This is a genomic window from Pelagicoccus sp. SDUM812003, assembly GCF_031127815.1.
In the GTDB taxonomy this organism is placed as follows: Bacteria; Verrucomicrobiota; Verrucomicrobiia; order Opitutales; family Opitutaceae; genus Pelagicoccus.
This window is the reverse complement of sequence record NZ_JARXHY010000026.1, coordinates 18,569-33,687: the sequence shown is the minus strand read 5'-3', so window position 1 is coordinate 33,687 and position 15,119 is coordinate 18,569. Positions and strand designations below refer to the sequence as shown.

The 15,119-nt window shown below is 54.4% G+C and carries 13 protein-coding genes; 7 read left to right on the top strand and 6 right to left on the bottom strand.

Translation table 11 applies throughout. The annotated features are described in order from the left end of the window. The first annotated feature begins 412 nt into the window (after positions 1–412). From QEH54_RS21735 to QEH54_RS21715, 5 genes are all read left to right on the top strand, one after another. Complete coding sequence (locus QEH54_RS21735) at positions 413–595, top strand: hypothetical protein (protein WP_309020830.1); 183 nt, start codon at positions 413–415, stop codon at positions 593–595. Between the two features lie 18 nt (positions 596–613). Further along, complete coding sequence (locus QEH54_RS21730; protein ID WP_309020829.1) at positions 614–2,134, top strand: pyridoxal-phosphate dependent enzyme; 1,521 nt, start codon at positions 614–616, stop codon at positions 2,132–2,134. Between the two features lie 15 nt (positions 2,135–2,149). Then, on the top strand, positions 2,150–3,106 hold the full coding sequence (dcm, locus tag QEH54_RS21725; RefSeq protein ID WP_309020828.1) for a DNA (cytosine-5-)-methyltransferase: 957 nt from the start codon (positions 2,150–2,152) through the stop codon (positions 3,104–3,106). A 365-nt stretch (positions 3,107–3,471) separates the two neighbouring features. Further along, positions 3,472–4,113, top strand: coding sequence for a hypothetical protein (locus QEH54_RS21720; RefSeq protein ID WP_309020827.1), 642 nt, complete (start codon positions 3,472–3,474; stop codon positions 4,111–4,113). 371 nt (positions 4,114–4,484) lie between these two features. Next, a complete protein-coding gene (locus tag QEH54_RS21715) occupies positions 4,485–5,096 on the top strand; it encodes a hypothetical protein (RefSeq protein ID WP_309020826.1) in 612 nt (203 codons plus the stop codon). Positions 5,097–5,309: 213 nt separating this feature from the next. Here QEH54_RS21715 and QEH54_RS21710 read toward each other — a convergent pair whose 3' ends face one another. The 6 genes from QEH54_RS21710 to QEH54_RS21685 form a co-directional block, all read right to left on the bottom strand. Beyond that, on the bottom strand, positions 5,310–7,004 hold the full coding sequence (locus QEH54_RS21710) for a glycosyltransferase (RefSeq protein ID WP_309020825.1): 1,695 nt from the start codon (positions 7,002–7,004) through the stop codon (positions 5,310–5,312). Between the two features lie 3 nt (positions 7,005–7,007). After that, the gene (locus tag QEH54_RS21705) at positions 7,008–7,586 is read right to left on the bottom strand and encodes an aspartyl/asparaginyl beta-hydroxylase domain-containing protein (protein WP_309020824.1); all 579 of its coding nucleotides are present in this window, start codon (positions 7,584–7,586) and stop codon (positions 7,008–7,010) included. A 1,622-nt stretch (positions 7,587–9,208) separates the two neighbouring features. Further along, complete coding sequence (locus QEH54_RS21700; RefSeq protein WP_309020823.1) at positions 9,209–9,367, bottom strand: hypothetical protein; 159 nt, start codon at positions 9,365–9,367, stop codon at positions 9,209–9,211. A gap of 20 nt (positions 9,368–9,387) precedes the next feature. After that, the gene (locus tag QEH54_RS21695; protein ID WP_309020822.1) at positions 9,388–9,675 is read right to left on the bottom strand and encodes a lasso peptide biosynthesis PqqD family chaperone; all 288 of its coding nucleotides are present in this window, start codon (positions 9,673–9,675) and stop codon (positions 9,388–9,390) included. 36 nt (positions 9,676–9,711) lie between these two features. After that, positions 9,712–10,548: a sulfotransferase domain-containing protein gene (locus tag QEH54_RS21690; RefSeq protein ID WP_309020821.1), complete on the bottom strand. Its 837-nt coding sequence runs from the start codon at positions 10,546–10,548 to the stop codon at positions 9,712–9,714. Between the two features lie 4 nt (positions 10,549–10,552). Continuing rightward, positions 10,553–11,452, bottom strand: coding sequence for a hypothetical protein (locus QEH54_RS21685; RefSeq protein ID WP_309020820.1), 900 nt, complete (start codon positions 11,450–11,452; stop codon positions 10,553–10,555). A 510-nt stretch (positions 11,453–11,962) separates the two neighbouring features. Here QEH54_RS21685 and QEH54_RS21680 point away from each other — a divergent pair. Both QEH54_RS21680 and QEH54_RS21675 read left to right on the top strand, forming a co-directional pair. Beyond that, complete coding sequence (locus QEH54_RS21680) at positions 11,963–13,939, top strand: nucleoside-diphosphate sugar epimerase/dehydratase (protein ID WP_309020819.1); 1,977 nt, start codon at positions 11,963–11,965, stop codon at positions 13,937–13,939. Between the two features lie 11 nt (positions 13,940–13,950). Continuing rightward, a complete protein-coding gene (locus tag QEH54_RS21675; protein WP_309020818.1) occupies positions 13,951–15,102 on the top strand; it encodes a nucleotidyltransferase family protein in 1,152 nt (383 codons plus the stop codon). The last annotated feature ends 17 nt before the right edge of the window (positions 15,103–15,119 follow it).

Here is a 15,119-nt window from a genome sequence, read left to right as displayed (position 1 = left end):
ATTCGGGCCACAAGGAGAGTTAGGGGTTGGGCGCGACTAGGTGGGACGCGGCGTCCCGACGCGTTCTGTTTCTATTGGCCGCTGGGGTAGTGGCCCCGTTTCGCGTGGTAGAGTCCGCCGTCCCGGTGGGCAAAGGGATGAAAGCGACGTCCATCTCGGCCGCCCTACCGAGCGCGACCGTCAAGAGATCGAGAAGTTGTTCGGGGATTGAAGGCGAGGGCGTGCGAGGTCCCAGGGTGGCGCGAGACCTCTGGGCTCGCGTTTTCCAGCGCGAGCACAGGGATGCGACCTACGAGCGTGCCCGGAGGTCCCGCTCCACCTTTTGGCCTTGCCCTCCATGGCGACCGTCGCGTTGGAAGATTCCCGCTTTTTGAGCTTTGGATTTCGGATTTTGCAGCTAGCGTCTGCTCGCATGGACGAAGACGAACCCCCGAAGCGCAATCTATTGAAGGTTGTGATCCTACCCGTCATCGTAGCGACCCTCTTTGCGGCGGCCCTTTTCCTCTTCGTTCCGCAGGTCGGTGTCTTCGCTACGATTTCCGCTTGGTTTGGCACGGTGCTTTTCATGAGCATCTGGGGGTCCTTCTATTCCTGATTTCGATCTTCCCTCCGCATGCCCATTCCCACCCTCGACGACCTTTTCAATGAAACGCTCGCCGCTCGCCAACGCGTCTATGAAGCGGCTGGGGCGACGCCGCTTGAAGCTCTTGATCTGGATGCGGACGAGGCGGTGTACGTGAAGCGGGAGGACCTTTCCCCCATCCACGCCTACAAGTGGCGTGGGGCTTACAACCGCATGAAACTGCTTAGCCCTCAGGAACTGGAGCGCGGCGTGGTTTGCGCCTCGGCGGGAAACCATGCTCAAGGCGTGGCCCTCGCGGCTCGAAAGCTCGGCACCACGGCGACCATCTTCATGCCCCGGTCCACCCCTATGATGAAGCAGAACGCGGTGCGCTCCATCGGCGGGCGCAGCGTGGTGGTCAAGCTGGTGGGGGATTCCTACGATGCGGCCTCCGAGGAGGCCAAACGGGTTTCCCGCGAGGCAAGCCGAGCCTACATCCATCCCTACGACGACTTGGCGGTGATGGCGGGGCAAGGCACCTTGGCTGATGAGGTGGTGATGTCGGGCCAAGGCGGTTTCGACCGGGTCTACCTGCAGATCGGCGGCGGCGGCATGGCGGCCGGTGTGGCCTGTTGGCTCAAGCGCTACTATCCGGAAATCGAAGTGGTGGGCGTGGAAGGGGTGGAGCAGGCTTCCATGGCGGCCGCGGTGGCAAACGGAGGTCCGGTGACGCTGGACTACGTGGACGTCTTTTGCGATGGGACTGCGGTCAAGCGGGCGGGAGATTTGACCAGCCACTTCTGCGCCCAGCTTGTCGATCGCTTCATCACCGTGACCAACGAAGAGGTTTGCGCGGCGATCCAGCTGCTTTGGGAGCAGCGAAGGGTGATTCCTGAGCCGGCGGGGGCCATGGGTCTGGCGGCTTGGATGAAGGAGCGTCAAGCTTGCCGAGGCAAGCGGGTGCTGACCATCGTGTGTGGCGGAAATATGGATTTCGGTCAGCTCGCTTGGATCGTGCGTCACGCTGGCATCGGTTCAGCCCATCGCAAGTACTACCGCTTCACGATCGAGGAGCGGCCGGGCAGTTTGCTCGATTTGCTGGAGCGTTTTCCCGACGCGGTGAACATCATCGAGTTTCAGCATGGCATGGTGGCCGGGAAGCAAGCTACCCCGGTGATCGGCATCGATGCCATGCCGGAGGAGATTTCAGTTTTCGAAAAGGATTTACGTACGCTGGGCATCGCGTTCGAAGAGGTCACCGGGCAGGAGGATGTGGAGTTTCGCATGATCCAGTTCGATCCTCGTCTGCTGGAACGTCCGGTGTTCATCCGCATCGAGTTTCCGGAACGGGCTGGCGCCTTGAAGGAGTTTCTGCAAGGGCACTCGCGAGAGGCCAGCATCGTCTACTTCAACTACAGCTACACCGGCGAGCGCGTGGGGCGAGTCTTGATCGGCTTCGATTTCGCGGACGAGGAGAAGCGGCAGGCGTTTCGAACGGCGGTGCTGGAGGGCGAGACATCGCTACGGCACGCCAAGGAGGTTTCGCCGCAGGCGTTGCGGCGCATCGTTTAAGGAGACGGAGCAGTCATGACGTTTACCTTCATAGATCTGTTCGCGGGCATAGGCGGTTTTCGCCTCGGCATGGAGCGTCTCGGCGGGCGCTGCGTTTTTAGCAGCGAGATCGACAAGCATGCCGCTGCGACCTACGAGCGAAACTTCGGCCACCGGCCGGCGGGCGATATCACAAAGATAGCCGCCGAGGAGGTGCCGGACCATGAGGTGCTCTGCGGCGGCTTTCCCTGCCAGCCCTTTTCGGTCAGCGGCAAGCAGCTCGGTTTCGAGGACGCTCGCGGGACGCTGTTTTTCGAAGTCATGCGCATCGTGAGCGCCAAGCGGCCCAAGGCGGTGTTTCTGGAGAACGTGGCCAACTACGTGAAGCATCAGGGCGGCAAGACCTTGCAACGCACCGTGGATATGCTGGAGGAAGCGGGTTACGCCACGAAATGGGACGTGCTCAACGCTTCGGACTACGGGGTGCCGCAGGCTCGCAAGCGGCTCTACATCGTGGGGATTCGAAAGGATGTGGCGAAGGGAGAGTTTTCGTTTCCGCCGGCCGAAGGCCGTCGGGTGAGGTTGAAGGATTTCCTTCTAAAAAACGGCCAGGCTGCCCGGTGGGTCATCAACCGCGACGACATTTCGATCGATCGAACGGATGTCTCGGAGCTCTTGGAACGTCGTCCCAACCGCCCGATCCAGATCGGCCGCATCAACAAAGGCGGGCAAGGCGAGCGTATCTACTCCATCGAAGGCCACGCCATCACGCTCTCTGCCCACGGAGGTGGCGCGGCCGCCAAGACCGGCGCCTATCTCGTCGATGGCAAGGTGCGGAAACTCGATCCCATCGAATGCCGGCGCTTGATGGGTTTCCCTGAGGAGTACCAGATCGATCCCCGTCCCGGGCAGGCCTACAAGCAGTTTGGCAACGCGGTGGTGGCCGACGTGATCGAAGCGGTCGGGCGTCAGATCATGGCCCGAATCGGTTGAGTCGGGGAATCCCCGATGGGTGTAGGGTTCTGTAAGTCGTTGGATGGCAGGACTTATTTCGGGTATTAGATCCGTTAGGTGAATCAAATTACCCACGAGGGCGTAAAATCGGCCTTTACAGGTGTAAAAACGCCGCGAAACGGCGGCTAGCGGGGAGGTTCGGCCAGCGTTTTTACAAGTCCTTGACCAAAGTCCTGAGCGAAGGCGCCTAGCGCCCCTAGAGTGAAGGCTTTTTATGGCCCAATGGCCTTGTAGGGGAAACCCTTATTTGCAAGCAACTGTCGTAGAGCGACTTGTGGAAATCGTCTGGCAGTGGGATAGTTTTGTTCGACTCAGCAGATCCCACTGCGAACCCGAACAACATCATGAAAACGAAACTTCTAACCCTTGCCACTCTTCTCTTCCTAGGGACTTCAGCAGCCAACGCTGCTCTGTGGCAAACAAGCAAATATGTGGATATCGATATCGTTAAGCACGTGTTCGATCCCAATGACAGCCAATCTCAGACGTTTTATGGTGAGTTCAATATCCTCAATCCGAACGGCGATCTAGCGAAAGAAAGAGATCGCCTTGGTTTTAACCCATTGAGAGAGTTGATCACTGACCTGGAGATTTCGTTTCTTTTTAAGAACTTGAGCAGGGAAAAGCAGATTGTTTCGATCGGGTTGGGAACGATTCTCGATCCCATCATCGGGTCGGTTTTTTCGCTGAGCGGAGTTGCGGCGGGAAGTGGCGCTGGTGTCGTTGGTTCTGGGGATATTTTTGAGACTGGCGAGGACATCGAGCTGCTTCTCGATAGTAGTGTTTTTGGCGGGTCGATACAGGTCGGTCTGCAAAGAACTGGCATTATAAACTACTCGGTCACTTATGAAGGCGACGAGTGGCTTGGCCTCAAGGCTGGCATAATGGCAGTCGATACCAAACCCGTCCCGGATTCTGGCAGCCTGGTTGGCTTGATGGGGGCTGTCTTAATTGGGTTTTTCGCGCTTAAGCGACGCAAAGCTTAGGTCTCACATTTTGATTTTATAACTGAAGGGCACCGATCTTAGTTCGGTGTCCTTTTTGTCTAAGTAGATGACCTATGTGAACTGGTTGGAATCTGAATTTGACCTTCTAGCGATTTGGAGACAATGAGAAGTAAGTGGCGAGTATCGTTGAGCATTCTTTATCAGAGACGGTGCGACGATTGAGGGCGTTTTCGTCACCATTAGCCCGATACACGGTGTCTAGCCGGAGTATATCTTCTGAAATAGATGTTATTTCTTACCTGAAGGTTCATTACCTTTACGTAGGCTTGGGGCAGATCGATAGCGTGTTCGGATCATTGGATATAGCATCTCCACTGTATGGTGGACGAGTGCATTCTACCGAGCGCTCATTGACCAAGGAGCATGTAAAGGCGCTTGACCGTGCAGGAATTCGGATCGCCTTGACTCTGACGAACCATTTCTTTCGCAAGGAGGATTACGAGTTGACCTTGCCGATACTGGAAAAGCACCATTGTACAGGGAATTCGATTATTTGCGTAAACGATTCCTTGGCTCGTCAGATCAAGAACGATTTCCCGAAGTACAGCCTCAAGGCTAGCGTCATAAAAAAGATCGATTCGCAGCGGCGCTTGGAAAGTGCATTCGACCTTTACGATCAAGTGGTGCTTCCTATGGATCGAAATGACGACCTCGATTTCTTGTCGAATCTGCCCGAGAAACGGCGAGTTATACTTTTTGCCAACGGCGGGTGTGCGTACAACTGCCCCTCACGGACTTGCTACTATGGTGTATCGCAGAAAAACCAAGGTAAGGCAGTTACTCGCGGGTGTTCTCGGGAAGTTTTAAACCGAAAGTCCTTAGGTTTTGTTTATTTTGATGTTGAGGCCTTCCTCGAGATGGGGTTTCGGGAATTCAAATTGGTGCCGAGAATTGCTTCTTCCGCTGACTCTGCTTTGTATAGGTGGCTATCACAGATGAATCTCGGGTATGGGTCGGTCTGATTGGAAGAACGGCTATTTGGCTAAGTCGATTGGCTTCGAGGTTTCATCATCTATTGTGCGAAACTTTTCGGACGTTATCTATACTGAATTACCCGTTTGGCAACGGATATTGCCAGTGGATGTCACACGGTGAGTATGGCTTTTGATTCCTTGGGGCTTTGAATGAATGAGTTCTTTGCGCCGGTGTGTGATAGGCCTACTGTCATTCTCGCTTTAGGAGAAAGGACTAGTGGTGTAGGGACTGTATCCAAAAAAATCGAACAATCGAACATGAGGGGCGAAGCACTTCGATAGGGCTGCTAGGTCATGGTCGCTAAGTCGAGCGATCTGCTCGCTGTTCATATTTCTCGGTTTTTCTGCATATAGACTTTTGACTGGGATGACTTGGTTTAGATCTAAGTCAGATAGTTCTGGAGCGAGATCGGAGAGCTTTTGAGCTATGGCGTCCGTTTGGTCGCACAATTGTTCGTAAGTGAAGTGTAGTGCGTTGGTTCGGAATGCCTCTATATTTGATTTTTGGATACTTAAGCAAGTTGTTATATGGAGGGCAGTTTGTTCAATAGCTATGCTTCGATTCGGAAAGTCTTTCGATCGACGCCGGAGGATTCCTTCGGCAACGGCGAAGGGGTTTCTACTCAGAAAAATGAAATGGGGATTCTTGAAGTTTTCGGCTAGGCTTTTGGCCAGCAGAAGGAAGGGTGGCGATTTCTCGACGAAGATGTTGGCATTAGGGTCTTGGGCGAACGCTTGGAAATACCATGCTTTTTTCGTTTTCTTCCAGTCGTAGTTGGAAGGATTGCGGAGCGATTGGAGGAGTTTGGGGTCGCTTGCCCACAGAAGTGGGTTGTTGTGTTTTGAGGGGTTAGGACCTTGGAAGCCGAAGGTATGTTGGCCTTCGCGTTCAAGATTCCAGGTTTTCCGAGAAAGTGAGAGAGCGTTTTTGAGAAATGTGGATCCGCTATTGTTGGGCGAGAGAATGAAGATATGCTTATCTATCAGGTGATTAAGATCGTAGCGTGAGCCTCTGAATGGCTTGGGGAGGCTGGGATTGGTTTTGGGGGAATTGTATCGCGGCCATTTGGCTGCTTCTTCGTGCCACTTTAGGTAGGCTTCTCGCAGGTCGGTATCGACGGAATCGGATAGGTCGCTCGAGCGTGGGTTCCACGGACGGAGGGGAAGGTTGAAGTGAAGGGCTTTTGCCCTTTTGGGGGTGATGCTGTTTAGATTGCGAAGAGTTGAGAGGTGGCGAAGAGGGTAGTTGTAGACTGACGACACCAAGGTCGCTTGGTCCGCAAAAATGCGATTGAGAACGGCTTGATCGGTGTGTTGAGTTTGTGTGGCACGCCACTTTTCTTCGGTGAGTTCTTGTAGCACCAGCCTTTCTGTTTCGTCATTCAGTAGTCCGTTTCTGACTAGGAACAAGCCGCTGTTGAAAGTGCTTTGCAGCCTGTTTTCGCTGTTTTTTTCGATGATTTCAAAACTGGCTCGATCGCGGGCTTTTCCCATCGAATTAGCTCCATCTGGAGCGGCGACAAACTCCCCTGAGGCGTTGAGAAGCTCGCTGATGTCTGCGAGGAATAGAATATCGCTGTCGCAGAACAGGATCTCGCTGTAGCCTCTTAGGCTGAAGCAATTAAGAGATTGGAATCGTAGTTTTGTGGTTTCCGAGTTTGGCGAGTGGGCAAATATACCTTCGATTCTTTGTGCGATCAAAGGGGAGGGAAGTCGCAGCTGAATTCGTGGGCCGAGGCTGCTCAAGAAAGCGCGAGCGTCGCAGCTGAGTTCCTGTGTGTGGAAAATTATTATGTCGCCGTTGAACCATTCGTTTGTGTTAAGAAACGAGCGGATCATGATCTGAGTTCCATTGACGAAGTCGTTGGAGGTCACCGTTGCGAGGGCGCCGTTCATTCGTCAGGCGTTGTCGAAGACTTCGAAAATCAGATGGATTCGGTCCTCTTGACCTAGGTTCTCAACGCCGTGGGCTTTGACGTTGTTCACTTCATAGGCACGTCCCTCTTCAAGATAGTAGGAATCGTTTTCAGAATGGAACAATGCGAGAGGGTTGGTTTGTATGGGAATGTGAATCTTGTGGGTTAGCAGGTTTGAACCTGCTCCATCCACGTGCCGATCGATGACGTGACCTGCTGCGAGCCTAGCCAGCATGACCTTAGGGTAGAAGGGGTTTTGGAATCCGTAAGAGGAACATGCGGCTTCAAAGATGGGTAGGAGTTGGGGTTTCCATACCTGCCAGATGGGATTCGAGTACCCCTTTCTTGGATCCTGATTGGCTGTTATGAATCGAAAGACGATGTGCCTGGTGTGGTGAAAGCAGAAGTATTTATTTTCCTTTGACTCGTTTTCTCGGTTCCAAACGTTTTCGCTCAGCTTAAGCACCAATGATTTTAGCTGAGCAATGTCGATGGGCCCAAGGTCTTTGATGTTCGAAGGCTTGGATACGTGTGGGAGTGGAGGATGAGGCTTCGAGGTCATTGGGTATGGTTAAAAGTCGAGAAATGCGAGGCTGGTGAGTAGGTGACGAAATCGTGTTCGTTGAGCCAGTTTTTCTGGAGAGAGCTCATTGAGTATATGTTTCATGTCGAGGTAGCTTGCACGTTTAGGTTGCGTCCTTCTCTGCCTGAGTTCGCAGCCGATTTCCGCGAGGCCGGAGCGCAGGGCCTGTAGCAGAGCCTCGGATCTGATGGGATCGTTCTTGTCTTTGTTGGTTCGAATCAGTTCGGGAATAATTCCATGCGTTGCGGCTCTAAAGACTTTTCGCTTTGTTCTGCCGTCGTTGAACTGCAGTGGGGGCAGCCTTAGGGAGAATTCGATCAACCGTCGGTCTAAAAGCGGGAAAATGTAAGAAATGCCGTGGTTGGCTCCAGCTGCGTGCCAGCACGCGAGTCGAGCTTGAAGGGCTCCGTGATTGATGAGCTCTCGCTGTTGCTCCTGTAGAGTACTTCTCGTAGAGGGGAAACGAGAAAGACTTTCGTGATTGACGGCGCGAGAAAGGAAAGGGTTGGGTTTGGCGGGGCGGGGGAAGAGGCGGCTCGAGCCGTTTCGGAGGAGCTGTTTCGCAGCAAGAAGGCCGATGCGGAGGCGCGGGTGGCGTCCAGCGTTGGAGTAGTAGACTTGAAGGTCCTTCCATTGTTTGCTGCGGAGCAAAGACAGCGGGGTTTTTGAGCCGCTATGTGACACAAGTTCGTCTCCGCCCCATCCCGAAAGCAGGCAGGTAATGCCGCGAGCTTGGGCTGCTTTCAATACTGCCCATTCGTTCAATAGCGACCCTGTGTAGGGTTGTTGGGGCCACGACCTCCTTAAAACACTGACTACGTCGTCGGCTGTAGGGCCGCAAAAGATTAAGGGGGAGTTGCTCGATCGAGAGGAAGCGTAAGCGAGTTCGTATTCGAAACTAGTGCGGTTTGAGTCGCTGGGTGCTGGAAGCCAGGAGAAGCCTCCGGTAGACGAATTGTCCGCGTGGTCGCTAGCGATCTGCGTGACCGTGGCTGAGTCGAGTCCCCCGCTGATGTGCGTGCCCCAGTTTGCTCGGCGAGGAGTATGGTCGCGGATCGTTGTTATCAGGAGCTTTTTGAGCTCCTCTGAGTATGATTCGTCTGTTCCGGCCCGGGGGGCAAGGCTTGTATCCGCGAAATAGGGACTGATACTGAGTGTATCGGCTTTGGCAGTTAGATAGTGCCCGGGAGGTAGGACCTTTATGTTTAGGTATCCCGTTTGGCTTGGGGATAGGAAGCTCGAAGACAGGAAACGTTTGGCTTCGGCTTCATCGAGGGTGGTTTCGGCTCCAGATGATACGAGAGAGGATAGGCAAGAGCTGAACTTTAGCTCGCGTGCGCTGTGCTCGAAGTAGAAAGGGACGATGCCAGCAAGGTCGCGAGCGGCAAATATCAGATCCCGTTTATAGTCGATTAAGGCGAATGCGAATCCACCTGTAAGCTTAGGGAGCAGGTCGAAGCCATACTGCTCGTAGAGCTTAAGCAGCTCATTGGGCCCGGATCGCCAATTCCCCTCGAGGAAAAGGAGTTGTGAGTTAGGGACGGACTGCGGCTTTAGAGGGAAGCTGACGACCTGAGAGTCCAAGCTATTAAAGCCGATGGTCAAGAGGGGCGGTAGAAAGCATCCTCACTAATATTGATGAGTGGCCCTGATTTGGTGTTCTCGGAAATTTCGAGAGCTTTGAGCTCGGGCTTGCTCCATTGTTTTTTCGATGACTGGGCTTCTGGTCTTTCCAGAGGCTGGTTTTCCGGATCGTTCATATGCGATTTTGATCAGAGGGTTACTTGGTTAGCACTATGCGGTTTTGGGCTAGCTGGTCGAGAAAATCGATTATGTCTTCGAGGCACTGTTCCTTTTCGACTTCATATTCAGCAAGGAGACTATCGAGAATTTGTTGGATGGAGTTGGGGGTTTCGATGAGTTGCCAGATACGCGAGCCGATGAGTCCAAGGCCGAAGTAATTCCCGCTTTCGATGTCCATCATCACCGTTTCTTCGCCAAGGCATGTAGAAAGGATTTCTTCGTTCCGGGCCACAATGGAAGAAGGAGTTAACTCCGCGAAATTCATGTATTAGAAGGTGCTTGTGGCGAATGGGTTATCAAGCTAAAACTCGTATTTCAGCTGATGCATCATGGCTGCATGTCGCTCGCAAATTTGCTCTTCTTGCAGTGGCGTAAGGTGTCTTTTCCATGCTGACTGCATTCCTTGGCGAAAGAAGGTTTTCACGTTTGGATTTTTGCCCCGATAGCCGGATTCGGACTCCTGTTTGGCAAGTTGGGCAAAGCGCGTGGCGACGATAGCTTTCTGGAGCTTGGCTGAGTCTACGGTATAGCCGAGAAAAGACAGAAGGTTTTCGAAAGTCGCGGTTGGGTTGCTTGCCATGTCTTCGTACCGGATGATGTAGGGATCTAGGGGGGAGTCTAGCCAAGAGAGAGTGTGGCCACTCCAGGATCCGAGAGGTTCAGGGATTTTCGAGAATGCGCTGAGGGGAGCGTGGTCAAGGATGTATTCCTCGTCTGCCAAGATGTCTATGACTTCTTGGATCGGTCTTCGCAGGTGGTGGGCGAAGGAGCAGACCACGTCTCTCGGGTCGCGTACGATGAGTATGGTGGCGCGAGTGGCTTTTGTTGGAAAAATGCTGTCGCCCTCGCGGTTTTCGCGGAAGCGTTCGTGCGTCTTGCAAAACGAGAGCTCGGGGAGTTTCTCCGCGAGTCGGAGGTGGATGGCGGGGCGATAGAGGTCTATTTCTTGGTCGGGCCAATCGGATGATTCGAAGCCGATCCAGTCGTCGATCAGTTCGCGTTGGGTGATGAAAGAGCCGAAAGGGAGCCGGTCGAGTTCGATGGTCCCGCCATCGCGCAGAAAGTAGCTGCAGAGGAAAGCTCTCAGCCAAGTGTTCCCGGACTTCGGATAGGACGCTAGCCAGATGAAGCCGTGCATGCCGTTATTCGTCTCTTACGAAGTCCATGAGCGCTCGCAATGAAGAATCTAGGTTTTGCAGGCCAATGGGCCGGCGAATCTCGAAGCATTGGACCGATTGAGCGAGCTCTGTGATGTTTTTGAAGTGCGCTTCTTTTAGCCCCATGCCAACTGCGAATCGGTAGCGATATGATCTTTTTACTAGATTGCTGATGGATTCAAGGGGACTGAATGGTCGGATGGAGATCCGTTCTACAGCGTCTGGTATGAGGAAAGCGATTCTGGTTGGCAGCTGGGCTTTGCTAGCGAAGCGGGGAGAGCTGGTTTGGAACTTACGTTCTTCGAGTTCGAGCGGCGCGTATTTAGCTTTTGTCCAGTTTAAGAGCGAAACGACATCGCCGCACAAGCGGGAGATTGGGAAGGACGGAGGGGCATAGAAGCCGCATCCGTCTGAGTTGCGGATGACGGTTACATCGTCGGCGATCATTGGATAGCCGTTTAGCGCTAAAGTGGCTGCGAGGGTTGATTTGCCGGCTCCCGACTTGCCGCAGAACAATGTCGCTCCATTGGGGGTAGCAATCGAGCAGGCGTGCATGACAAGATCGCCACGTTGGTAAAGTAGCGCCGCAATTACGGAACCGAGCAGATAGACGCGCATCTCTCGTTCTTTAGTTGGGTCGAATAGTTCGATGTGAATGTTGCGGCCATCGACAACGAGGAAATTGGCGACGGACGGAACCCTGAGTTCCAATAGGTTTGCAGATGCTTTCCAAGTGACTCCACGCTCGGCGGGGGTTCCTATGGACCCGACGGTGTTCGAGGCTATGGCTACGTCGAGATTGCCATCAGGGAAGGAGGCCTGGTGAAACTCGGGGATTTCGAACTCGGATTGGATTCTAAGTGAGTAGGCGATGTATTGAGGCATTCCAGACTTTGGCGGCTATCGCTAACGACTTTTCTTTGGTCTAACGGGTCAATACAGTCGTCGGTTTGTGGATCGCGAGGGACGATTCGGATAGCTGAGAGGCAGCGGGACTTGAGAGCGCGTTCTTAGCCCGAAGATGAGGTAGGTCCAAGTCGGAGTCGGCATAGTCGTTGGTTGGCGAAGGCGCCTAGAAGCATTGATTCCCGGCGAGCCCGGTCAAGGGTTAGAATCCGAAATCTCTCGGGTGATCTGAAGAATCTTCGATCAAGACTTGCTAATCGACGTCATGAGATTTGTTTCCAATTCGATCTTCATAAGCTGGCTAAATGATTGGTATGGCAGGGCTAAAGCTATTCTGCTTGCAATTGCCCGACAGTATCGCTGTTTCTCTTGCAGCACTCTAGGTATTTCAACTAATGGAAAGAGCATTTGTGACACAACCTGCTTATCAAGGGCTTCGAAACGGGAATGGTTTCGAAGTCGTGCGATAGCGCGAGCATCCTCTCTTCTATGACAGCCCAAACCTCCCTCTGGCTGAAGCAACAGTCTAGAATTCCCATCCTGCTTGTTTCTTACGGCCTTCTTTGCGCGGCGAGCGTGATGCTGGCCTTCGAGTTCAGGGACAGCTTCACCATCAGCGATCGGACTCAGGGCCTCCTGCTTCAGACCGTTTTCTGGTTGATCCCGATCAAGCTGCTTTCATTGCTGGCTTTCGGTCAATTCAAGGGGCTGCTCACGTTTTTCCGGCTTCCCGACGTGTACCGGCTGGCTGCGGCCATGGGGGCGCCGATGCTGGTTTTTCTCGTCGCTTCCTTCTACTCCGATTTGGGACTGCTCGCTTCCAAGTCGGCCATCGTGCTGGACTACTTTTTCTCCGTCAGTCTCATTTGCGTTTTCCGAACCTCGCTTCGAATCTTTCGCGAAAAGCGATCTGGCATGGCGGCCCTATCGGACGGGTCCGCCCAGCAACGCGTGGCCATCTACGGGGCCGGGCAGACGGGCGCGGCGCTCGCGGCCCATTTGATGAGCAAGTCGGGAAAGTCGCTGGTTCCGGTTGCTTTCGTGGACGACGACTCTCTGAAGTGGAACAAGCATGTTCACGGCTTGAAGGTCTACCGATCGGTAAGCGCCCTGATGACCAACGCTCGAGATGGCAATGTGACCAAGCTGATCGTGGCCATGCCCACTGCGACCCCGTCCAAGATTCGCGAGATCACCGAGCAGGCCGAGCGTTTCGAGATCCCCATCGAAACCGTGCCCTCTTGGGACGACCTGGTATCGGGACGGAAAAAGCTGGATAAGCTCCGCCCGGTGAAAATCGATGACCTTCTCGGGCGCAACTCGATAGAGCTGCACTCCAAGAAGGTTCTAAAGGAGCTTACAGGAAAGGTCGTGATGGTCACGGGCGCTGGCGGAACCATCGGCGGAGAGCTCTGTCATCAGATCGCCCAGTGCAATCCTAGCATGCTGTTGATGGTCGAGCGTGCGGAGTACCTGCTTTTTCAGACCGAGCAAAAGATAAAGACGGAGTTCCCGGAAATCGCTTCGCATGCCTTCATCGGCGATATCACCGACGAGGCCCGCATGGATTTTCTTCTCGGCGGCTTTCTTCCGGATGTGATCTTCCACGCGGCGGCCCACAAGCACGTGCCCATGATGGAGCATCAGCCAGGGGAGGCCATACGCAACAATACGCTGGGTACCGCCCTTTTGGCGGATCTGGCGATCAAGCACGAGGTGGAGCGCTTCGTGTTCATCTCCACCGACAAGGCCGTCAATCCGACCAACGTCATGGGCGTGTCCAAGCGCTTAGCCGAGATCTTCCTGCAATCCATTCAAGGCTCTTCGAAGATCACGCAGTTCGTGGCGGTGAGGTTTGGAAACGTTCTCGGCTCCTCGGGCAGCGTTATTCCCACCTTCAAGCGACAGTTGGAGGAAGGCGGTCCCCTGACGGTGACCCATCCGGAGATCACCCGCTATTTCATGACGGTCCCTGAAGCGGTGGGCTTGGTGCTCGAGTGTTCCATCGACGCCGCGGGAGGAGAGATTTTCGTCCTCGATATGGGTGAGCCGATGAAGATCTACGATCTCGCCAAGCAGATGATCAAGCTGAGCGGACTCAGAGTGGGCGAGGATGTGGAGATCAAGTTCACTGGATTGCGCCCCGGCGAAAAGCTCTACGAGGAACTCCAGCACGGCCAGGAGACCTTGGAGCTCACCGAAAACAAGAAGGTGTTTCGATTCACCGGTCAGCGATCGGACGAGGCTGAGGTGCGGAAGTTTCTTCGCGAGCTCTCCCCACTGCTGCGTTCTTCCGACTACAACGCTCTCAAGCGCAAGCTCAACAGCTTCGTGCCGGAGTACATTCCCGATTTCTCCGCCCCGCAGTGGGCCCCCGCTCATGCGGAAGTGGGCAGCGCCTACCGCCACGACGGGGTGAAAGCCGAGGGAGCGAAAATCGTATCCTTCAAAGGGAAGACGGCGTAGTTCGCATCTTGATGCGGCGGCAGCGGAGTTCTCGAATCGCCAGCGTCTGCCCGGAGCTGCGTCTGCTCCTGGCTTCGCTCGAGTCTGGTCCAAAGGGGCCTCTAGGTAACGACGATTCCCTCGACCAGCGCATCGACTGGTCGAGATTTTCAAAGCTTCTTGCCCGGCACCGGGTGCTGGTCGCGGTTTGCGCTCAGCTTCAAGCAAGCGATCACTGGCGAGTCATCGATCCCGCAATTCGCAGCGAGCTGACCCAAGCTAGGAATCGAATCACTCTCACGCAAATGAAGGCCGTGGCTGAGCTGCTGGCAGTCGCCTCGCGCTTTGAGCAAGAGGAGATCCCTTATCTGAGTTTGAAAGGACCAATCGTTTCCCAGCTGATTTATGGAGATCCCGTGAAGCGAGAGTTCAATGACTTGGATTTGCTGGTTCGCGAGCGGGATCTCGCCCGAGCAGTGAATCTGCTAGGCGGGTTTGGATTCGAGATTCTCGACAAACCCCTTTGGGATTTGATCCTATCTGGAAACGCAAGACCCCCCAGCCTCTATCACATCCATCTCCGAAAGGGGACCGTACTGATCGAGCTCCATTGGAAACTGTCTCGAAACGAGGCTCTGATGCCGTTTACCGATGATCAGCTTTGGGCGAGTCGCCGCCAGGTCCAGATTTCCGGCCGGAGCGTCGCGATACCAGGAGCTCGCGAGCTGCTGGCCTATCTGGATATCCATGGCTCTTCGCATTGCTGGAATCGACTGAAATGGCTTTGGGATTCGCATCAGCTTTCGCAAGCAACCACGGAGCCTTATCCCTGCGAAGCGTCCCGTATCAGATCGCGCCTTGCGGGGCGATTCTGGCGGTCTGAATCAGGAGACGATACCCATCCCGAACCTCCACGGAGCGTGTCGAGCTGGCGAGAGCGATTTTGCATCGAACAGATTCTCGCCGAAGAGGGGTATCCGGGAAGGGCGACGAACATGGCTCGAAGAAGCCTTTTCGTTTGTTCGCTTTACGCGAGCTTGCGGCAGAAGACGGGCTATGTGCTGCAGCTCCTGCTCTGGCCCAACGCCTACGAGAAGGTGACGCTGCCCCCCTGGCTGCGAGGATTGTATTTCATTCTCGGACCCGCTTTGTGGCTTCGTGAACGAGTATTGCTTCGCAGATAAGTAAGACCATGGTTGCC